General features: G+C 64.0%; 21 protein-coding genes. 13 read left to right on the forward strand and 8 right to left on the reverse strand.

Annotation, left to right across the window (positions count from 1 at the left end):
* Positions 1-2 precede the first annotated feature (2 nt).
* The 5 genes from dmpE to dmpG are packed head-to-tail and all read left to right on the forward strand — an operon-like array spanning position 3 to position 3762.
* A complete protein-coding gene (gene dmpE / locus NN5_RS18275; protein ID WP_084385033.1) occupies positions 3-809 on the forward strand; it encodes a 2-oxopent-4-enoate hydratase in 807 nt (268 codons plus the stop codon).
* Entirely contained in the window at positions 802-1587 is a 786-nt protein-coding gene (locus NN5_RS18280) for a 2-keto-4-pentenoate hydratase (protein WP_067736654.1), read from the forward strand. The genes dmpE and NN5_RS18280 overlap by 8 nt, the downstream gene beginning before the upstream one ends.
* On the forward strand, positions 1587-1796 hold the full coding sequence (locus tag NN5_RS18285) for a tautomerase family protein (RefSeq protein WP_067736657.1): 210 nt from the start codon (positions 1587-1589) through the stop codon (positions 1794-1796). Before NN5_RS18280 ends, NN5_RS18285 begins: the two co-directional genes overlap by 1 nt.
* Complete coding sequence (locus NN5_RS18290; RefSeq protein WP_067736660.1) at positions 1793-2716, forward strand: acetaldehyde dehydrogenase (acetylating); 924 nt, start codon at positions 1793-1795, stop codon at positions 2714-2716. Before NN5_RS18285 ends, NN5_RS18290 begins: the two co-directional genes overlap by 4 nt.
* Entirely contained in the window at positions 2716-3762 is a 1047-nt protein-coding gene (gene dmpG, locus NN5_RS18295) for a 4-hydroxy-2-oxovalerate aldolase (RefSeq protein WP_067736663.1), read from the forward strand. Before NN5_RS18290 ends, dmpG begins: the two co-directional genes overlap by 1 nt.
* 90 nt (positions 3763-3852) lie before the next feature.
* Here dmpG and NN5_RS18300 read toward each other — a convergent pair whose 3' ends face one another.
* On the reverse strand, positions 3853-5556 hold the full coding sequence (locus NN5_RS18300) for a sigma-54-dependent Fis family transcriptional regulator (protein ID WP_245656607.1): 1704 nt from the start codon (positions 5554-5556) through the stop codon (positions 3853-3855).
* Positions 5557-5774: 218 nt separating this feature from the next.
* Between NN5_RS18300 and NN5_RS18305 the strand changes: the two genes are divergently transcribed.
* Positions 5775-6839 (forward strand): Rieske 2Fe-2S domain-containing protein, encoded by a 1065-nt coding sequence (locus tag NN5_RS18305; protein WP_067736669.1) that lies wholly within the window; start codon positions 5775-5777, stop codon positions 6837-6839.
* A gap of 46 nt (positions 6840-6885) precedes the next feature.
* Here NN5_RS18305 and NN5_RS18310 read toward each other — a convergent pair whose 3' ends face one another.
* The 5 genes from NN5_RS18310 to NN5_RS18330 all read right to left on the reverse strand — a co-directional run bounded on the left by NN5_RS18310 (position 6886) and on the right by NN5_RS18330 (position 10915).
* On the reverse strand, positions 6886-7314 hold the full coding sequence (locus NN5_RS18310; RefSeq protein WP_067736671.1) for a tautomerase family protein: 429 nt from the start codon (positions 7312-7314) through the stop codon (positions 6886-6888).
* 13 nt (positions 7315-7327) lie between these two features.
* On the reverse strand, positions 7328-8080 hold the full coding sequence (locus NN5_RS18315; protein WP_067736673.1) for an SDR family oxidoreductase: 753 nt from the start codon (positions 8078-8080) through the stop codon (positions 7328-7330).
* Positions 8081-8195: 115 nt separating this feature from the next.
* The gene (locus NN5_RS18320) at positions 8196-9128 is read right to left on the reverse strand and encodes a catechol 2,3-dioxygenase (RefSeq protein ID WP_067736676.1); all 933 of its coding nucleotides are present in this window, start codon (positions 9126-9128) and stop codon (positions 8196-8198) included.
* Positions 9129-9162: 34 nt separating this feature from the next.
* A complete protein-coding gene (locus tag NN5_RS18325) occupies positions 9163-9390 on the reverse strand; it encodes a GlcG/HbpS family heme-binding protein (RefSeq protein WP_084385035.1) in 228 nt (75 codons plus the stop codon).
* A 607-nt stretch (positions 9391-9997) separates the two neighbouring features.
* Positions 9998-10915, reverse strand: coding sequence for a LysR family transcriptional regulator (locus NN5_RS18330; RefSeq protein ID WP_067736678.1), 918 nt, complete (start codon positions 10913-10915; stop codon positions 9998-10000).
* Positions 10916-11132: 217 nt separating this feature from the next.
* Here NN5_RS18330 and NN5_RS18335 point away from each other — a divergent pair, with 217 nt between their 5' ends.
* The 4 genes from NN5_RS18335 to NN5_RS18350 are packed head-to-tail and all read left to right on the forward strand — an operon-like array spanning position 11133 to position 15444.
* Entirely contained in the window at positions 11133-12563 is a 1431-nt protein-coding gene (locus tag NN5_RS18335) for an MFS transporter (RefSeq protein WP_084385036.1), read from the forward strand.
* A gap of 2 nt (positions 12564-12565) precedes the next feature.
* Positions 12566-13552 carry a nucleoside hydrolase gene (locus NN5_RS18340; RefSeq protein ID WP_067736702.1) on the forward strand — a complete coding sequence of 329 codons (987 nt, stop codon included), beginning with the start codon at positions 12566-12568 and terminating at the stop codon, positions 13550-13552.
* A gap of 9 nt (positions 13553-13561) precedes the next feature.
* Entirely contained in the window at positions 13562-14563 is a 1002-nt protein-coding gene (add, locus tag NN5_RS18345) for an adenosine deaminase (RefSeq protein ID WP_067736680.1), read from the forward strand.
* Between the two features lie 8 nt (positions 14564-14571).
* Positions 14572-15444 (forward strand): 2OG-Fe(II) oxygenase family protein, encoded by an 873-nt coding sequence (locus NN5_RS18350; protein ID WP_067736683.1) that lies wholly within the window; start codon positions 14572-14574, stop codon positions 15442-15444.
* Between the two features lie 24 nt (positions 15445-15468).
* Here the strand turns inward: NN5_RS18350 and NN5_RS18355 are convergent, their stop codons facing one another.
* Positions 15469-16695, reverse strand: a complete 1227-nt coding sequence (locus NN5_RS18355) for a cytochrome P450 (RefSeq protein ID WP_067736685.1) — start codon at positions 16693-16695, stop codon at positions 15469-15471.
* Between the two features lie 55 nt (positions 16696-16750).
* Here NN5_RS18355 and NN5_RS18360 point away from each other — a divergent pair, with 55 nt between their 5' ends.
* The 3 genes from NN5_RS18360 (at position 16751) to NN5_RS18370 (ending at position 18790) form a co-directional block, all read left to right on the forward strand.
* A complete protein-coding gene (locus tag NN5_RS18360; RefSeq protein WP_084385037.1) occupies positions 16751-17716 on the forward strand; it encodes a helix-turn-helix transcriptional regulator in 966 nt (321 codons plus the stop codon).
* Positions 17717-17868: 152 nt separating this feature from the next.
* Positions 17869-18294 carry a GNAT family acetyltransferase gene (locus tag NN5_RS18365; protein ID WP_067736691.1) on the forward strand — a complete coding sequence of 142 codons (426 nt, stop codon included), beginning with the start codon at positions 17869-17871 and terminating at the stop codon, positions 18292-18294.
* A 61-nt stretch (positions 18295-18355) separates the two neighbouring features.
* A complete protein-coding gene (locus NN5_RS18370) occupies positions 18356-18790 on the forward strand; it encodes a CHRD domain-containing protein (RefSeq protein ID WP_067736694.1) in 435 nt (144 codons plus the stop codon).
* Positions 18791-19049: 259 nt separating this feature from the next.
* On the opposite strand, the gene NN5_RS18375 is transcribed toward NN5_RS18370, so the two are convergent.
* Positions 19050-19472: a hypothetical protein gene (locus NN5_RS18375; protein ID WP_067736696.1), complete on the reverse strand. Its 423-nt coding sequence runs from the start codon at positions 19470-19472 to the stop codon at positions 19050-19052.
* Between the last annotated feature and the right edge of the window lie 151 nt (positions 19473-19623).

The raw sequence follows: 19623 nt of genomic DNA on the forward strand, positions 1-19623 counted from the left end.
CCATGGCGATCGAACAGACCCTCATCGAGCGCCTCGGTGACGAGCTTTACGAAGCCTTTGCTGCCGGCGTGACCATCCCCAACCTGCGCGACCGCGTGGAAGGCATCACCATTGTCGATGCCTATCACATTCAGGCGTGCATGGTGCAGCGGCGCCTTGCCGCGGGCGAGACCGTGCTTGGCAAGAAGATCGGCGTCACTTCCAGGGCGGTCCAGCAGGCCATCGGCGTGTTCGAGCCCGACTTTGGTATCCTGACTTCGGCCATGGCCTATCCTGACGGGGCGGAAATCCCGATGGAGACGCTGATCCAGCCGAAGGCGGAAGCCGAAATCGGCTTCGTGCTGAAGCATGACCTGAAAGGCCCCGGCATCACGCCTGCGGATGTGCTGGCCGCAACCGACCATGTGCGGGCCTGCTTCGAGATCGTCGACAGCCGGATCGATGACTGGGATATCCGCATCCAGGATACCGTCGCCGACAATGCCTCCTGCGGCGTTTACGTGCTGGGCGAGGACAAGGTCGATCCGCGCGATGTCGATCTGGCGCTGGCCGGGATGGTCGCGATGCGCAACGGCGAAGTGGTCGTGACGGGGGCAGGCGCGGCGGTGCAGGGATCGCCGGTCAATGCAGTGGCATGGCTTGCCAATACACTGGGGCGGCTGGGAATGCCGTTCCTGGCCGGGGAAGTGATCCTTTCCGGTGCGCTGGGGCCGATGTTCCCGGTCGAACCGGGCGACCAGTTGGCGATGAAGGTGGGCGGTATCGGCAGCTGTTCGGTTCGTTTTTCCGGGGAGAAGGCCGATGCTTGAGCAGGCTGCCATCACGACTATCGCCGACATCGTCGACGAAGCGCAGAGCAACGGCCACACGATCGCCAAGATCACCGATGCGCACCCCGGCATGACCATCGACGATGGCTATGCCGTGCAGGATGAGCTGCTGCGCCGCTGGCAGGCGCGCGGGCGCGAACTGATCGGCTACAAGGCCGGGCTGACCTCGCGCGCGAAGATGGTGCAGATGGGCGTCGATGTGCCGAGTTTCGGCATGCTGATGCGCGACACCTGCGATGCCGAAGGCGGGGTGGTCCCGACCACGGGGCTGATCCATCCGCGCGTCGAGGGCGAGATCGCCTTCGTCATGAAGCAGGAGCTTTCGGGACCGGAGGTCGGCGCACAGGACGTCTATGACGCGACCGACTTCGTCCAGCCCGCGATCGAGATCCTCGACAGCCGTTTCGAGAAGTTCAAGTTCGATCTGGCCAGCGTGGTGGCCGACAACGGTTCGTCCGCTCGCTTCGTGCTGGGCGGTAGGCCGCGCCGCCCGCAGGAGCTGGACCTTTCGGCCATCGGCATCGTTCTGGAGATCAATGGCGAACCGGTGGCATTCGCGGCCTCGGGCGCGGTGCTCGGACATCCGGTGGAAGCGATGCGGATGCTGGTGTCCTGGCTGCACACGCGCGGCCAGTCGCTGCCAGCCGGGGCCGTGGTCCTGACCGGCGCGGCCACCGAGGCGCTGCCGATCAAGACCGGCGATGCCATCTGCGCGCGTTTCCAGGACATGGGTTCCATCAACATGAGGGTAGACTGATGCCCATTATTTCTGTCGTGTTGGCCGAAGGGCGATCGACGGCGATGAAGCGAGATTTCATCAGGGCCGTCACCGATGCGGCGATGAGTTCACTCGGCGTGCGCGCCGAACAGGTACGCATCATCCTCAATGAAACACCGCTCGGGCATTACGCCGTGGGCGGGGTGACTTTCGCGGAAGCGAACGAGACACAGGAAGTATCCTCATGAACAAGATCAAATGCGCCATCATCGGGCCGGGCAATATCGGTACCGATCTGCTGTACAAGCTGCTGCGTTCCGACGTGCTGGAGCCGGTGTGGATGGTTGGTGTCGATCCGACCTCTGCAGGCCTTGCGCGGGCGCGCGAACTGGGGCTCAAGACGACCGAGGAAGGCGTCGACGGGCTGGTCCCGCACGTGCTGGAAGACGGCGTACAGATCGCTTTTGACGCGACCTCCGCCTATGTCCATGCCGATAACAGCCGCAAGCTGAACGCGCTCGGCGTGGTGATGATCGACCTGACCCCGGCGGCCATCGGGCCGCTGTGCGTGCCGCCCGTCAATCTGGCCACCCTGGCCGAGCGTTCAGTCATGAACGTCAACATGGTGACCTGCGCCGGGCAGGCGACCATTCCGATGGTCAATGCCGTCAGCTCGGTGCAGGCGGTCGATTATGCCGAGATCATCGCCACGGTTGCCTCCAAGTCGATCGGGCCGGGCACGCGCAAGAACATCGACGAGTTTACCCGCACGACCTCTTCGGCCGTCGCCAAGGTCGGCGGCGCCAAGCAGGGCAAGGCGATCGTCGTCGTCAATCCGGCTGAGCCGCCGCTGATGATGCGCGATACGGTCTATTGCGAGACCGCAGACGAGCCCGACCGCGAGGCAATCACCAGGTCGGTCCACGCGATGGTCGAGCAGGTTCAGAAATATGTGCCCGGCTACCGGCTCAAGAACGGGCCGACTTTCGATGGCCGCAAGGTTGCGATCTTCCTTGAGGTCGAAGGGCTGGGCGATTTCCTGCCCAAATATGCCGGTAATCTCGATATCATGACGGCTGCTGCGGCGCGCACGGCGGAAATGTTCGCGCACAAGATCCTCGACGGCAGTTTCGTACCCCAACCCATTTCAGCGACGGAGGCCGCGTAATGACTCTCGATGAACAGGTTCGCGGCCACAAGGTGAAGCTGCACGACATGTGCCTGCGCGATGGCATGCACTCGATGCGCCACCAGATCTCGGTGGACCAGATGGTCGATATCGCCACCGGGTTGGACGAAGCGGGCGTGCCGCTGCTGCAGGTCACGCATGGCGACGGGCTGGGCGGCTCCTCGCTCAACTACGGGCGCGGCAAGCACAGCGACCGGGAATATATTTCCGCTGTCGCCGCGCGGATGAAGAATGCAGTCGTTTCGGTCCTGCACGTGCCGGGCATCGGCACGCTGGACGAACTGCGCATGGCGGCCGATTGCGGCGCGGGCTGCGTCCACGTCGCCTCGCACTGCACAGAGGCAGACGTGACCGAACAGCACATCGGCCTCGGCCGCCAGCTCGGGATGGATACTGTGGGCTTCCTGATGATGGCGCACATGACCGACGTAGAGACGCTGGTCGAACAGGCGCTGCTGATGGAATCCTATGGCGCGACGACGGTCTATTGCGTGGACAGCGCGGGCTACATGCTGCCCGACGATGTCACGGCCCGGATCGTCGCATTGCGCGCGGCGCTGCAAGCCGAAACGGAAATCGGCTTTCACGGCCACCACAATCTCGGCATGGGCATTGCCAATTCGCTGGCCGCGATTGCTGCCGGGGCAAGCCGCATCGATGGTTCCGCCGCCGGTTTTGGCGCTGGCGCCGGCAATACGCCGCTTGAGGTGTTCTCCGCTGTCTGCGACCGCATGGGCATTGTGACCGGCGTGGATACGTTCAAGCTGATGGACGTTGCCGAGGACCGCGTGCTGCCGATGATGGAAAAGCCGCCGCGTGCGGACCGCGATGCGCTGACGCTTGGTTATGCCGGCGTCTATTCGACATTCCTTTACAACGCCAAGGAATTCGCGCGCAAATACGGCGTTCCGGCCCGCGACATTCTGGTCGAACTGGGACGCAAGCGCATGATCGGCGGTCAGGAAGACATGATCGAGGATACGGCCCTGACCATGGCAAAGGAACGTGGCCTCATCGAGAGCTGAGGCAGACGCCACGGGCCGTCGCGGCCTGAGGAAAGCCTGTTATCAGGGATGGGGGGCGCTGGCTGGCGTCCCCCATCGTTTGTGTGTCCGTCAGACGCCGTATCCCTGGCCGTGCATCTTCTTCCAGTACTGGACCTGGGCCCGGCTCATGCCAATCTGCTGGGCTGCTGCGCGCACATTGCCGCCGTTCTCTTTCAATGCGGCGACGATGAGGCGGTCCGTCACGTCCTGCAGGCCCAATCCGGTCTCAAGCAGGAAATCGCCCAGGCCTTCATGATGGCCGCCATGCATTGCGGCCTTTTCGGCGACAAAGGAATGAAACGGATCGGGCAGGAACCCATGCTCGCCATCGTCCCGGATGGAGGCACTGCCCAACGTCAGGTGATGAATTCCGATCGGTTCATCGCGTTCGGCCACGATGATCCCGCGTTCGATCAGGTTCTCCATCTCGCGGATGTTGCCGGGCCACGAATAGTCATGGAAATACCGGACCACATCGGCGTCGAAGCGCATCCTGCTGCGCCCATGGCGTGCGGACAGCCGTTGCAGGAAGTGGTTCGCCAGCACCGGGATGTCCGCGCGGCGTTCCCTCAAGGGGGCGATATGGATGGGAAACGTGCTGAGCCGGTGAAACAGATCGTCGCGAAAACGCCCGTTCGCGACTTCCGAACGCAGGTCCGCATTCGTGGCCGCAATCAGCCGGACGTCTGCCCTGAGCGGTTTGGTCCCGCCGACCCGCTCGAATTCCCCCTCCTGCAGCACGCGCAGGAGCTTGGCCTGCACGGCTAGCGACAGCGTGCCGATCTCGTCGAGAAACAGGGTGCCGCCGGACGCCCGCTCGAACCGGCCCGGCCGGGACCGGTCGGCTCCCGTGAACGCACCCTTTTCGACGCCGAAAAGTTCGGCCTCCACCAGCGTTTCGGGAATTGCCGCGCAATTCAGGGCCAGAAACGGTTGTAAGGCCCGGCGGCTGCGCTTGTGGAGTTCGCGCGCAAAGACCTCCTTGCCGACACCGCTTTCGCCCAGAAACAGGACCGGTGCGCGCGTCGGCGCGACCTTGTCCACCAGATGCAGCACGGAATTGAACTGCGAGGATGCCCCCACCATCGCGCGCGAGCCGATCTGCAAGTCGGCGTCCGTCTTGTCCGCTGCCGTAATCGGCGGCCGGCGGCTGTAGGTCTCGGCCCTGAACCAGCGCAACTCGGCGTCCGCGTCGGGCCACTCGTCGGCAGGCTTGCCGACCAGATAGCAACGCTCATGCCCCATCGCCACGCATTCGATTTCGCGAAACACCATGGGACGGCCGAAGAAGGTGGAGGCATAGCCTGATGCGTAGCCGACCTGCTGCCAGCCGGCCGGCTGAGAGCCGATGCCATGTTCGCTGCGGTGGGACAGGCATTCGGCTGAATTGTGCCAGACGTATTCGCCATGGAAATGGCCCGCTTCGAAGTCCGCTTCGAACGCCAGTTCCTCCACCCGGACGGCGCCCTTGAGCGCATGGAGTTGCGGCCCGGCCTTGTACACGTCGATCAGGTTGCCATCGCGGCGCAGGTCCTGAGCGAGCTGGGCATCGGCCACGCCGATACCGTATCCGATACGCGACAGGACGCCTCGCGCCCGCTCGTAGCCCAGCGACTGGATGAGTTCGCGGCGCATGATGCCAAGGCCCAGGTCGTCCACGAGCAACATGCGCCGGTTGCCGAGCCGAATGTCCGCGTTGGCAGGATCGAAGACGAAACTGTTGCGCAAGTCGGCGAGGGCTTCGTCGTCCGAAATGCGAAAGGGGTCGGTCAATCCACGCCCCGTGTTCTGATCTGAGGTCCTCTCCATCACGCCTCGCCCAATGTCTAATTTTATTGCCTGGCAGCTTAGATCGTGGCGAATTTTATTCAATTCATTTGCCGTTTATAGGCGGAAAAGCCGGGAGGGGGCGCTTTCGGCAACTGGCACGGGGCTTGCGGAAATGGTGCGCAAGACCGGCAAAGGGCCGGCAGTTCCGGAGAAGGAAGCCCATGACCCATCCGTCCCCATATCTGATGAATGCCTGGTACGTCGCGGCCACCGCGGACGAGATCGGCACTGACGGAATGCTCCACCGCAAGATCCTCGGCACATCCGTCGTGCTCTACCGCAGCGAGGACGGCAGTCCCGTCGCCCTGCACGACCGCTGCCCGCACCGCTTCGCACCGCTCTCGATGGGCAGGCGCGAAGGCGATGCGCTCGTCTGCCCGTACCACGGCCTGAAATTCAACTCCGCGGGCGCCTGCGTGCACAACCCGCACGGCAAGGGAGTGGTCACCAAGGCGCTGGCCGTACGGTCATTCCCGGTCGTGGAGAAGCATGGCTTCGTGTGGATCTGGATGGCGGAGGAAGCGGCCGACCATGCGCTTCTTCCCGATTATTCGCCGCTCGACGAAGGGCATGAGAATGGCGTGGCGCGGACTTACATGAAACTGCCGGTCAACTACCGCCTGATCCTCGACAACGTGATGGACCTCAGCCATGTCGATCACGTTCATGGCGAGATAATCTCCACGCGTGGTCAGCTCTCTCCGCTCTTCCCGGATGTGCAGGAAACTGAAAGCACGGTCTCTGCCGCGTGGGAATGGCAGCAGACGCCGCCGATGCTTATCCTCAACCAGTTCCTGCCCCGCCCGGAGGAAGAGGCACGCCACTGGATACAGGTGAACTGGAGCGCGCCGGGCAATATCCAGCTTTCGCTCTATTGCGCCCAGGATGATACGCCCGTGAAGGAAGGCCCCGGCCAGTACGACCTGCATAGCGTGACCCCGGAAGACGAATTCTCGACGCATTACTTCTTTGCGACCCGGCGCAACCACATCGAGGATGATGCGGAGTACAACGCCATGAAGATCCGCGCGATGCATGATGCGTTCGAGAACGAGGACGGTCCCGTCATCGCCGCCTGCCAGCGGGAGATGGGCGAACGGGATTTCTTCGCAATGAACCCGGTCCTGATGTCGAACGATCTGGCCGCGGTGAAGATGCGCCGCCGCCTTCAGGGACTCATCGAAGCGGAAAACAGCGCCGCGATCACGCTGGAGGCAGCCGAATAGGCCCTGATCCTCGGGGACAGCAAGCGTCCCGGCGCTTGCTGTCTTCCTATCGGCCTGAACGTGCCGCGATTTCGGCCTGGCGCACGATCGAGGCGGGCGTGCCGCCAATCCCCCAGTTGTCCGGCTCTACGGGAATGACCTGTCCGCGCACGGCCGATCCATCGCATCCCAGGTTGCGGGCGATAATGTCGGTGAAGCCTTCGATCAGCCGATGGTGCTGTTCCAGCGTCCGGCCTGTCAGCACGAGGCAGGAGAAATAGGGCGCGCTCGCCGCCCCCTTGCTGGCCAGTTCGCCGCCCGCCGCCCAGTGCTGCGCTTCGATGAGCGTGACGAAGATCCGCACGCGCTCGATCGGCGGGGTCGGGGCATCGGGATAAAGCGCGCGGGCATAGAACTGGCTGAGCTCGATCAGCATCGTGCCGATAGCCTCGTCCGCGAAGGCGCCTCGTACAAGGGCAAGTTGGGCAACAGGCATGTCTGTCCCTTTCTCAGAGGCCGTGGCGGCGGCCGGAATCGAGGCCAAGACTGGACCCGGCGAGTGCGTCCGCCTCCGGCGCCAGCAGCAGGGCGACGGCCCAGGCGACTTGCTCGGCCGTCGTGAAGGCCCCGATCGCGGAGTCCGAACGCATGGCCTCGTACTCCACGTCGAACGGCGTGCCCGCATGTTCGGCACGGGCCTTGGCGACCTTGCGCAGGCGTTCGGTATCGGCCGGGCCGGGCGCCAGCAGGTGTGCGGTGATCCCTTCCGGGCCGTAAGCCCAGCTCATCTGGCGCACCAGATTGGCAAGCGCGGCATTGGCGACACCGGCCGTGGCGGCATAGGGCGAGGGTTCGAAGCCGTAATGCCCGCCGATGGCGACAAGCCGCGAACCGCGCCGGAGGCGGCCTTCGACGGCACGCACGAGCCGGACGAAACCCGAAGCCTTGAGGTTGCAGGCCGCGGTCAGCGCATCGGGCGGGGCACTGGCGACGCCGCCGGCGACCGGGAGCCCCACCGAATGCACGACCATGGCGACAGGCGCATCGGGGAGGCATCCGGCAATCGCCGCAATTGCCGCGTCTTCGCCGATGTTTGCCGTGCAAGGCAGGAAACTGGCTCCGAGCGCATCTTGCATGGCCTCAAGCGCATCGCTGTCGCGGGCCACGCCGACGACGGACAGGCCAGCCTCGATCAGCTTCCTGGCGATCACGGAACCGAACGCCCCGGTAACGCCAACGACAACCGCGGTTTCCTTGCTCACTTTCAACTCCGGAAAAACCGGCAGGCGTGTCGTGGAGGCACGCCTGCCGCAGGGAGGGTAATTCGAGTGATGCGCGCCCGCCAGCGCTGCCTTCACGGGACAGCTTGCGGCAGCGTCAGGTCAGCACGTTCAGAAAGCTCTCTCGCGGCAGGTTGTCGTGAGAGAAGGTGGCGCGGCCGACCTGGGTCGTATCCCAGGTCAACGTCGGCGTGTCGGGATAATGGACATAGCCGCCGGTGAAGACTTCGTTGCGATTGCCGGACGGGTCGAAGAAGTAGATCGTCGCGCCTCTTGTTACACCATGACGGTTCGGTGCGACATCGATCGCGATCTCGTGTTTCCCGATGAGATCGGCGGCGTGATAGAGGTCGTTGATCGAATCCAGCAGGAACGAGAGGTGGTGGAACCGGTTCGGCTCGGGCTGGAGCAGGAAGGCGATGTCGTGCGGCTTGGTGGAAGCCGACATGAAGATGGCCAGAGGCGTTTCGGTCTCGTGGTCGACGAGTTGCTCGCTCACGACAAACCCGAAAACCTTGCTGAAGATCTCGCGGTTGGCCCCGATGTCGGGGCCCCCGATCAGCACATGGTCGAGGCGCACCGTGCGCATTCCGCGGATGTAGCCCTCGTCCGGGATCGTGCCGGGATTGCGGGTCGGCATGCCGTTGCCGATCTGGTCCTTGTGCGCATAGATATGGATCTCGTGCCCGGTGGGCAGCGTGAAGATCATCCGCCTTCCGCTCTTGGGATAAGCGCCGGCTTCGACGTAAGTGACGCCGATTCCGAACTCGGACAGGCCTGCCTCGTACTGTTCAAGATCCGCATCGTTGAGGGTCTTGAAAGCAATGTATTCGACGCCCGCCTGATCTGCCTGGCGCAGGACTACCGAATACCAGTCATGCTCGTCCGGGCACTTGTAGTAGAGCTTGTCGTCTTCTCCCTGGTAAGTCTCGATCAGTCCGATGCGATCGCCGTAGTGACGGCGCGCTTCATCCAGATCGAAGACCCGGAGGCAGACTTCGCCTACCCTGAGCAGTCCGGTTAGCGCCATTTCAAACTCCTGATTTATGCTTCTCCGAAGGCGGCTAAGCCGCTTGCGGCAATCGATTCATCTTCACGCTTGCTGCCGTCCAGGCCTTGTCGATTGCGAGGCCGCTCGATGCCAGGAATGCACCGGGTAATCGCAGGAAACCGGCAAGATTGCCCCCGGTGTCGACTATGGCGATCGCCACGCGCACGCCCAATTCCTCGGCAGCCTTGCGAGCCGCACCTGTCGCCTGGGCGATCCTGTCCGCAGGAAGGCCCGTGTTCACGGCCGCGGCACCTTTTCCGAAGACACGCCCGAGGGAAGGAGGACGACGCAGTGCGAGTGGCCGGCAGGCCCGCTCCGGACGGAATGGCAGGCGCACCCTCTTTCTGCATCGTCGATGTTCATTTGAACGGGGCTCGCAGCGGGCCGCGCGATTCACTTTCGCAGAGGTCTTCCGCCATTCTCTTTTTCTTCCTCTCCCCGCGGTACCGGCACGGGCCGCGCCGGCATTTGCGGCCTTATTTTGTCAGACTAGCGCTCGATCAGATTTCCCGCATGTCGGCGGGAAACGATACGTTCCAACGCGTTATGACGTCGCTTGCGTCGTCGGGCTTCTCCGTTCGAGCGTTCCTGTTCCTTCGCATGTGCTGGCTCACAACATTACGCAGGACGGTCGCCTATTGAGTGTTCCGGGATAAAAGCCTTGCCTCTCACCGTCCAATATTGATTGGCGTTACGTGAGTTGCGGAAAAGGTATCACGGAGGAGGGCGAACGGCGGCTGGAGAAGACTCTACATCCGCGGCATGAGAAAAAGCTGTGACGTTTCCGTCATTCACGGTCAGGTGGATGGAAAACGTCGGCGCCAGGCAAGCTCATCCAGCGCTTGCCCCTAGCCTGCAGTGCCTGGCACGTCTCCGTCTGGCATCGTCACGGACAGATGGCTCATGAACAGCGAAGCGGCCACGGAAAGCGTGCGGTCGCTGGCACTGACAAGGGTCAGAATGGACAAAGGGGCGGGCGTATCCGACAGCGGCACGAACACGATCTGCTTCGCTGCGATTTCATCCATCACGTCGAGAGCCGAGACAATGCCCAGGCCGATACCGCTTGCGGCAAAGGATTTCACCATATTGATGCTGCTGGCTTCGATGAAGTGGCGGATCTTGCCGCCGATGCTTCGCGCCCAGGCCTTGTCCAGCACGCCGCGCAGCGAGATCGATTCGTCGGGAACGATCAGCGGCAGGTCCGCGCACTCGACAAGGCTGATCTCGGTCCGGCCGGCCAGGGGATGGCCGGGCAGGACGATCAGTCCCAGCCGGTACAGCAAGGCCCGCTCCACGCGCAGTTCGCTCAGGTGAGGCCTGTTCGCGGTCAGCCCGATGTCGCATTCGCCGACCGTGACGTAATCGACCACTTGCTGGGCGCTGCCGGTCTGCAGCCGGAACACGATGTGCGGATAGGCTTCGTTGAAGCTGGCAATCGCGCCCCTCAGCAGTTCGGCCGCGCCTTCGATAAGGGCGATGGACACTTCACCCCGGCGCAGGCCGGTGAGGCTGTCGATCTGTTCGGAAACGCGCTTGAGATCGCGCCGCCAACCGCGCAGGGCGCCCGCCAGCATTTCTCCGGCCGTCGTCATGCGCAGGCCGCGTCCGGTCCGTTCGAACAACGAAACGCCGAAATGCTCCTCCAGCTGCAAAATCTGCCTGTCGATGGCGGAGGGCGCGATGCTGAGCGTTTCAGAGGCCCGGCGGATAGATCCCTGCCGCGCAACTTCGTCGAAATAGAGAGCGGCGCGACCGAAGATCATGCGGCTGCTCGGGCCATGGTGTTCGCATTTTGCGATCGGGTCGGTCGTCTTTTGCTCATGGATTAGAACCATACATGCCCATAGACTGAGGGCAAGACAGCGCCGCTGTTCGCTTGTCCGGGCCGCAAAGGCCCGGCGTGCATGCGATCGGCTGACGGGGACGAGCGATGATGCACCGCAATGCCAGTAAGGACGCATCGGCCGGAGCGTCGCTTTCATGATCGGACCGGCGCTGGCCGCGGGCGAGCTGCCTGCGACGGAAAAAACGGCGGAAAAAACGGCAGCATCCGGACTGCATGGCCTGCCGGCCGCCGCACTGGTCGCGACGCTGACACTTTCGGTCCTGTCCTATCAGCTCAACGCGACGATGATTACGCCCGTACTGCCCCGGATCGCCGCCGATCTTGGCGAGCGGATGGACGATGTGTCCGCGATCTCGTCGCTGTTTTTCCTGTCGGGGGGCATTTCCGGCATAGTCCTCGCACGTTGGAGTGACTTCGTCGGGCGCAAGCTGTGCCTGATGGTCGTGCTGGGCCTTCTGGCAGCGGGGACGGTCTTGTGCATTGTCGCGCCGAACCTTCCGGTTCTGCTGGCCGGGCGGCTCATGCAGGGCTGCTCCAACGCGGCCTTTCAGATCACCTACCTGCTGCTGCGGGAATTGCTGCGGAAGGAACTGTTCGGCGTTTCCCTTGGTCTGATCACGGCGATCAGCGGCGGTGCCGGCGGGATCGACGGATATCTGGGCGGGCTGGTGGCGGAGCGCTTCGGGTTCCGGGCGGTCTTTGGCGTGATCCTCCTTGCCGGATTGCTGGCCCTGGCGGCGGCCGCGCTGCAATTGCCGCGTGACGAACCCGTCGAACGCCGCAGCCGGATGGACTGGGCCGGGGGCGTTGCACTGGCGCTGCTGCTCGCCAGCGTCAGCTTCTTCGTATCCGCTGGCTCATCAGGCGGATGGGCCAGCGGCCGGGCACTGGCCTGGCTGGGGGGCGCGGGGCTGGCCGGCGGCGTGTTCTGGAAGATCGAACAGCGATGCGCCGTGCCGCTGGTCGCCACGCACTTCCTGCGTTCTCGCCAGTTCTGGCCCATGCTGCTGACCACGATGCTGACGCTGGCCGGCATCTTTGCGGTGATCAATTTTACCGTCGTCCTGCTGAGTCAGGACAGCCGCCATGGCTATGGCCTGGATAGCGCGATGTCGGCGCTGCTCTATCTTTCGCCCGCCGCCTTCATCGGCGTGCTGACGGCGCCGCTGGCCGGATGGCTGGCAGACCGCACAGGCTGGATTGTGGTCATGCGGGCGGGGTTGGGGGCCAGCATCCTGCTGCTCGTCGCGATCACGCTGTGGACGGATGACCGCCTGTTCGTGATGGCCGCGCTGGCACTGCTGGGCCTCACGTACAATGGCCTGGCGCTGACGACGCTCAATGGGCTCGGCGTGTTGCTCTCCCCGCGGGAGGCGCCAGCGGCGCTGCCCGGCCTCAACGGGGCGGCGTTCGGTCTGGGGGCCAATCTCGGCATCGCGATCGTTGCGCCCTTTGCCGCAGCTGGTACGACGGCGGGCTACACTGCAGCGCTATCCATCTCGTGCGCGATCACGATCGCTGCCTTCGTCGCAAGCCTTTTCATAGCCCTGAAACCCGGAGAATGACCTTGGCACGGCCAGCCTCACGCCGCCCCGTCTACTTTGATTGCGATACCGGCATCGATGATTCCCTGGCGCTGGCCTATCTGCTGGCCTCGCCCGAGATCGATCTGGTCGGCGTCGGGACCGTCAGCGGCAATATCGACGCGACGCAGGCGGCGCGAAACACGCTGGACCTGTTGCAGCTGGCCGGGCGGGGCGACGTTCCGGTGGCGGTCGGCGCCCATGACTTTCTGGCGCGGCGATTTACTGGCGGCGTGCCGTGGATCCACGGGCACAACGGCGTGGGCGATGTGACGCTTCCGACAGCGCCGCGCGATCCGGAGGCGCAAGACGCGGCGGACCTGCTGCGTGCGCTTGCCCATCAGCATGAGGGCGAGCTGTCGATCGTCACGGTCGGCCCGACGACGAACATCGCAACCGCACTGGCCCGCGAACCCGGCCTGCCGGGCCTGATCCGCTCGGTGACCACCATGGGAGGGGCCGCGCTGGTTCCCGGCAATATCAGCCCGGTTGCCGAGGCCAACATCGGTAACGATCCCGAAGCCGCCGTCATGCTGCTGGATGCCGCCTGGAACTGCACGCTGGTCCCGCTGGACGTCACTCTGGAAAACCAGCTTTTCGAGCGGGACCGCCAAGCGCTTCTGGAGGCGCCTTCCGCTCTGGTAAGAGCGCTCGGGGCCATGCTGGACGTCTATTTCGACTATTACGTCCCGCTTTACGGAGAACGCAGCTGCGCGCTGCACGATCCGATGGCAGCCGCGATTGCCGTCGGCGGCGTCGAGGCCGTGCGTGCGCCTGCGGTGGAGATCGTGATCGATGCCACGGATGGTCCCGGACGGGGCCAGACCATCTGCGATCTGCGCGGGCAACGCCTCGGGCCTGTCGATCGGCCTGGTGCCCGGCACCGGATCGTGCTGGAACTGGCCAGCCCGCTGGGGCCACATCTGGTCGAACGGCTGCTGGCGTTCGATGGTCCCGAGGCCGCGCGGTAGGGGGCCGGCATGCTGCTGAACCTTCATACCCATCTCGAAGGGCGCGTCAGGCCGGAAACGGCTCTGGAACTGGGCGCCAGACTGGGCCTGCCCGAGCCCGCCGGCGGCTGGGCGCGGGCCATGGAGCTCAATGGCCCGTCCGATCTCACGTGTTATCTTGCGAAGGTTTCGTCGACATATCCGTTCTTTGCCGACCGCGACAGCCTTACCCGCATCGCCCGTGAGGCGGTGGAGGATGCAGCGGCCGACGGCGAGGACTATCTCGAACTGCGCTTTGGACCGATGAGCCATACCGGCCACGGCATGGATCTGGACGAAGTGATCGCTGCGGTATGCGAAGGCGTGGCGCAAGGTTCCAGGGCCACCGGCATGGCCGCTGGCGCCATCGTTTGCGCACTGCGGCTCCATAGCCCCGAAGTGAACGAGGCGGTCGCGCGCGCGGCGGCCCGTTTCGCCGGGCGCGGCATCGTCGGCTTCGATCTTGCCGGTGATGAAATCCTCTATCCCGACCTGGATATCGTGACCCCCGCCTTCGGGATCGCGCGGGCAGCGGGCCTCGGCCTTACTTGCCACGCCGCCGAGGCAGGCCCCGCGTCCGCCGCGATCGACGCGGTGGACCTCTTGGGGGTGACGCGCATCGGCCATGGCACGCATATCGCGGAGGACGCCGCTGTGCTGCAGGAAATCGCCGCGCGCGGCATTGTCGTGGAAGTCTGTCCGACTTCGAACTGGTACACCGGCGGCATTGCCAGCCTGAAGGCGCATCCGGCCCGGCATTTCCATGCCTGCGGGGTGCCGCTGGTTCTGGGCGACGACAATCCCCGGCAAACCCGCTCGCTGCTGTCCAGTGAACGGCGCAGCTTGCGCGATACCCTGGGTTTTGATGCCGATGCCTTGCTGGCGCTCGACCGGACCAGCGTGGCGGCCGGCTTCATGGAACCCGGCGTGCGCGATGAACTGTCCCGGCGGCTCGCCGAAGAAGCCCGCACGGCATCCGGATCTGCCCATTGAGGAACACGATGCACCAGTCACCCGAGGCCTTTCAACTGGCCGCTGTGTCCTACCGCAGCCCCGACGCGCCCGCGCGCTTTGTGGAAGCGCTGCGAGAGACCGGGTTCGGTGTTCTCGTCGATCATCCGATCCCGGTGGATCTTGTCGAAGACGTCTATGCGGAATGGCTGGCGTTCTTCGACAGTCCGGCCAAGCATCGCTATCCGCGCGATCCCGAACGCCAGGACGGATACTTTTCCCATGCCGTGTCCGAAACGGCCAAAGGGCACAGCAAGCGCGATCTCAAGGAGTATTTTCATATCTTTCCCTGGGGGCGCTATCCCGGGGAAGTATCCGGAGCGGCCCGGCGTTACCGCGATCTGGCGGCCGTGGTCGCAGGCGAATTGCTCGGCTGGATCGAGGACCAGACGCCGGCTGACGTGCGAGCGCGTTTCTCGATGCCGTTGGGGGCAATGATCGCGGACAGCCCGTCCTCGCTTCTGCGGGTGCTGCGCTATCCGCCGCTGACGGGAGGCGAGGAACATGGCGCGGTGCGTGCGGCCGCGCACGAGGACATCAACCTGATCACCTTGCTGCCGGCCTCGAACCAGAGCGGGCTCCAGCTGCTTGCCGGGGATGGCAACTGGATGGACGTGCCGTGCGATTTCGGTGCGCTCGTCGTCAATGTCGGGGACATGCTCCAGGAAGCGTCGGGCGGGTACTTCCGGTCGACGACGCACCGGGTCGTCAATCCGTCCGGCGAGGCTGCCCGGATGTCGCGGATCTCGCTTCCGCTGTTCCTTCAGCCCCGGCCGGAAGTCGTCTTGTCTGAGCGCTACACCGCGGGTTCCTATCTGGCCGAACGCCTGCGCGAACTGAGCGGGCGCGGCAAGGAAGGCTAGGCAGGGGAGGCTAGGCAGGGGAGGCTAGGCAGGGGCCAGTGTCACGTTCAGCGATACCGGACCGCGCACGGCAAGGCCTCGTTTGTAGGCAGGTTCCTCCCCGGCCAGTTCGATCGCTCGCGTCCGCTGCAGGAGTGTGGTGAAAATGATTTCCATGTCCAGCCGCGCAAGATGATTGCCAAGGCAGACGTGCGGGCCGGAACCGAAGGCCAGATGGCGGTTCCCGGCGCGCTGCACGTCGAAGCGATCGGCCTGCGTGAACTGCAGCGGATCGCGATTGGCCGCACCATACAGAAGGCCGATCGTTGCCCCTTTGGGCAGGGTCTTTCCGGCGATGACGGTGTCTTCCGTCAGGTAACGGTGAAAGAAGGGCAGGGGCGATTCAAAGCGGAACATTTCCTGGATGGCCGGCGCGATCAGCGCAGGGTTTTCGCGGAGCGCCATCATCGCTTCCGGAAACCGCAAGAGCGCATGCATGCCGCTGCCGAGCACGTCGATCGTCGATCCATGGCCGGCCATGAGGATCAGCATGCACAGAGAGATCAGCTCGTCCTCGCTCATCATGCCGGCATTGCGCCTGCCGATGAGATCGCTGATCAGGTCGTCCCGGGGAACAGCTTCGCGCTCGGCGATCAGGCCGGTCAGGTAGGCGTGGAATTCGGTCGTGGCGGCTTCGGCCAATTGCTTGTGCTCCGTGCTGCGGCCGACGTCGAAGAACTGCACGATGTTTTCGGACCAGATCCGAAGCTGGGCGGACACCTCGTCGGGCACGCCAAGGACCCGGCCGATGACCCGCCCCGGCACGTGGCAGGCGAAATCTGCGATGAAATCGATCGTGCCGCGCGCAAGCAGGCCGTCGATGAGGTGATCGACAAAACGCTCGATCGCTTCGCGTTGTCTGGCGATCAGCGCAGGAGTGAACGCGCGGAAAGCCTGCTTGCGCAGACGGTCGTGTGCTGGACCGTCGGAATCGAGCAAACTCCTTTGCACGAAGCGCGCATGATTGGGCATGTCATGCCAGTTCTGCGCGATCTTCCGTCGCGCAACTTCCTCTGCCGGGAAGGCCGCTTCGAGCGATCGCACGCAGTTCGAATTGACGGCCGCCGCGGACACATCGCTGAAACGGGACAAGAGCCAGATATGGAGGCGGGGATGATAGACGGGCCCGTCGCAAGCCCTGAGTTCCCTGTAAACCGAATAGGGATCACGCGCGAATGCGTCCGAGAGCGGATCGAAATCATGCTGGAACACGGCTTGGCACTACTCCGTAAACGATCGCGCGAACGGTCCCTCACGCCGGGGATCCATGCGGATGCAGCGCGAAAATATAGCGCCGGGAAGAATTGGGAATGGATCAGAATCGCGTGAAGCTGGAGAAGACTTGCAGCATGTCATCCACGGCATTCCGGCAATCTGCGCCATGATCGCCACCGTCTATCCGGCTTTGCAAAGCACGATCCATTTCAACACGCCGGACCATCTTTCCCGCGTCTTTCCCTATCGGCTTCACGTGGCCGGACAACGCTCCTGCGACCGCAGTCACGCGCCCATCGGCGCGCGTTTCAATCATCACACGCTTGTTTACACCTACAGTGGCGCGGGCATGGTTCGCATGGGGCGGGTATCGGCGGCGGCACATGCCGGATCGATCGCATGGGTCGATACTTCCCAAAGCTACCAGCACGCCTGTCACCCGGAAGCAGAGTCCTGGAGCTACCTCTGGATGGGGCTGGAGGGACACGGGCTCGACATGGTGTTTGCCCGCCTGAGAGTCGCTTCCAATCCCGTGTTCACCTCGCAGGAGACCGTCGCGGCCGAGGCGCACTTTCACCGGGTGGTGGAATTGATCCGCGGAAAATCACCGGCAATCGGCAGCGCCTGCAACGCGATTGCGGCCCAGCTCATCGCCATTATCGCCGGGGCCTGTGCCGATACGATGGCCGGGCGAAATTTACCGAGCCGGCTGGCTGCGGTCATGCAGGCGGTCCGGACGGATCCCGCGCGCAGATGGTCGGTGGACGATCTCGCGGATATCGCGCAAGTCAGCGCATCGCAGCTCTTCCGGCAATTCAGGCGCCATGTGGGCATGACGCCGCTTGACTGGGTGCGGCATGAACGGATCGATCTGGCAAAACAGCTTCTCAGCGGAACGGACATGCCCGTTGCTGCCGTTGCCTTGTACTGCGGTTATCCTGATCCCTTCCATTTCAGCCGCGAATTTCGCCGACTGACCAGCATCGCGCCAAGCGGATTTCGCATGGAGAAGATGTAGCCGTTCCACCCGAGGAAGAGGTACGTATCCCTCAGATTCAGCCACTTTGCCGGCAATGGCGCGCTGATTTTGACAGTGTTGCAGGCGATGCGTAATGATGAGAGATATTTTTTCATTATAAAACAAGATATTATGATAATAGGGGCAATCGAGTGGGAATAAGCGTCGAACCGGCCCGGGCCGGGGATCGCGAGGCGGTCGTTGCGCTGTGGCGGGCTGCCGGGCTGACGCGGCCCTGGAACGATCCGCGCGCCGATTTCGATCTGGCGCTGGGCGGGCCTGCTTCCGATATCCTGCTGGCACGCGATGACGGCGCCTTGTGCGGCGCCGTCATGGTCGGCTTCGATGGCCATCGCGGCTGGGTCTATTATCTCGGCGTCGATCCGGCGCGGCGGGGCAAGGGTGCCGGGCGTGCGTTGATGGCGGCGAGCGAGCAATGGCTGCTGGCGCGCGGATGCCCCAAGATCCAGCTCATGGTGCGCGGCGACAATGCGCAGGCGCGCGGGTTCTACGATGCGCTGGGCTATGAGGTGCAGGATGTCGTGACGATCGGGCGGCGGCTGGACGGGCGGGCCTGACACGTTCGCCGCATTGCCCTAGCATGGCCCGGAAAATCCCAAACGAATCCGGAGAGAGCCCATGAAACGCCTTGCTATCCTGGCTGCCCTTGCAGGCACGGCCGTGCCCATGATCGCCATTGCCCCGCAAGCCCTGGCCGCCGACATGGCGACGTATCACGCCGCGCTGTCCGGCGCGCAGGAAGTCGATGAAGGGGATCCCGATGCTTCGGCCATGGCGGAAGTGACGGTGTCCGGAGGCAAGCTTTGCTACAGCGTGACAGCGCTCACCGATCTCGCCGATGCCACTGCGGCGCACATTCACAAGGGGGCGAGGGGCGAGAACGGGCCGCCGGTGCTCCCGCTGGTCAAGAGCGAGGATGGCGGGTTCAAGGGTTGCGTCGATGCGCCCGAATGGGTGGCCGATGCGATGAAGGACGGGTTTTCCGGGTACTACATCAACGTCCACAACAGCGAATATCCGGCCGGTGCCATTCGCGGCCAGCTTGGCCAGTAATACCAAAGCGCGCTGAGCTTGACTCATCGCGCTTTGGTCAAGCCCGTGCGGCGCTTGAGCATTTTCAAGGCGTGATGCGTCAGCATCTCAGCGCCTTGGTATAAGTAATCCGGAAGCCCCTTTGCAGAGCGCGGCCGTGAGACAACTCGCCGCCGGCCCCGCTGATCTTCCTTAAGTTACGCTGCCAGAAGCGGGATCCCCGCCTTCGCGGGGATGACGTGGAATTGGGATGCCAACTTCCGCTTCAGGGGGGCAGGGCTTACTTCTTGACCCTCTTGTAGGGCACGAACTCGCGCAGGCCGACAAAGCCGCTCCACATGTGGCCGGCCATGCGGTCATGCAGTTGCACGGTGTCCACGCTGCACAGCTGCGAACCCCAGAGGCGAGTCACCAGAATGTCGTCGTTGTCGAGCAGGTCGGCATTGGTCGGGCGGTTGACGTAGAGCGTCGAGCCAACCTGATAGACGATCGCCGTCTTGTCGATCACGGTGGTCTGCGAAACCTGCGAAAGGGTGATGCAGTTCACCGGCTTTCCGGCTTCGCGGCCTTCCAGCATCTTGGCGAGCTTTTCCTCACCGGTCAGCTTCGGCTTGGACTTGGCGGCGACGGCGGGGGCGCCGGACAGGGCGGCTCCGGCGACAAGGGCTGAGACGAGTGCTGCGGTCAATTTCTTCACGGCCATTTCTCCTCACGGAAAACCTCACCCTTGCGGGCACCCTAGTGTGCAGTGCTGAACGCAGCCTGACCGCTGTCAGGCCCTCACTCTAAGGCCGATTGCCATTCAGGTCAGGGCGCGCCGAGAATGGTGGTTTTCCGGGACCCGGAGCGCAGCG

This window comes from Novosphingobium naphthalenivorans NBRC 102051 (genome assembly GCF_001590985.1).
GTDB classification, from domain to species: Bacteria; Pseudomonadota; Alphaproteobacteria; order Sphingomonadales; family Sphingomonadaceae; genus Novosphingobium; species Novosphingobium naphthalenivorans.

What these genes read in the sequence shown, in the direction of transcription:
- dmpE (WP_084385033.1), top strand. Translation starts at nt 3, where the DNA reads ATGGCGATCGAACAGACCCTCATCGAGCGCCTCGGTGACGAGCTTTAC.
- NN5_RS18280 (WP_067736654.1), top strand. Translation starts at nt 802, where the DNA reads ATGCTTGAGCAGGCTGCCATCACGACTATCGCCGACATCGTCGACGAA.
- NN5_RS18285 (WP_067736657.1), top strand. Translation starts at nt 1,587, where the DNA reads ATGCCCATTATTTCTGTCGTGTTGGCCGAAGGGCGATCGACGGCGATG.
- NN5_RS18290 (WP_067736660.1), top strand. Translation starts at nt 1,793, where the DNA reads ATGAACAAGATCAAATGCGCCATCATCGGGCCGGGCAATATCGGTACC.
- dmpG (WP_067736663.1), top strand. Translation starts at nt 2,716, where the DNA reads ATGACTCTCGATGAACAGGTTCGCGGCCACAAGGTGAAGCTGCACGAC.
- NN5_RS18305 (WP_067736669.1), top strand. Translation starts at nt 5,775, where the DNA reads ATGACCCATCCGTCCCCATATCTGATGAATGCCTGGTACGTCGCGGCC.
- NN5_RS18310 (WP_067736671.1), bottom strand. Translation starts at nt 7,314, where the DNA reads ATGCCTGTTGCCCAACTTGCCCTTGTACGAGGCGCCTTCGCGGACGAG.
- NN5_RS18320 (WP_067736676.1), bottom strand. Translation starts at nt 9,128, where the DNA reads ATGGCGCTAACCGGACTGCTCAGGGTAGGCGAAGTCTGCCTCCGGGTC.
- NN5_RS18330 (WP_067736678.1), bottom strand. Translation starts at nt 10,915, where the DNA reads ATGATCTTCGGTCGCGCCGCTCTCTATTTCGACGAAGTTGCGCGGCAG.
- NN5_RS18335 (WP_084385036.1), top strand. Translation starts at nt 11,133, where the DNA reads ATGATCGGACCGGCGCTGGCCGCGGGCGAGCTGCCTGCGACGGAAAAA.
- add (WP_067736680.1), top strand. Translation starts at nt 13,562, where the DNA reads ATGCTGCTGAACCTTCATACCCATCTCGAAGGGCGCGTCAGGCCGGAA.
- NN5_RS18350 (WP_067736683.1), top strand. Translation starts at nt 14,572, where the DNA reads ATGCACCAGTCACCCGAGGCCTTTCAACTGGCCGCTGTGTCCTACCGC.
- NN5_RS18360 (WP_084385037.1), top strand. Translation starts at nt 16,751, where the DNA reads ATGCGGATGCAGCGCGAAAATATAGCGCCGGGAAGAATTGGGAATGGA.
- NN5_RS18370 (WP_067736694.1), top strand. Translation starts at nt 18,356, where the DNA reads ATGAAACGCCTTGCTATCCTGGCTGCCCTTGCAGGCACGGCCGTGCCC.
- NN5_RS18375 (WP_067736696.1), bottom strand. Translation starts at nt 19,472, where the DNA reads ATGGCCGTGAAGAAATTGACCGCAGCACTCGTCTCAGCCCTTGTCGCC.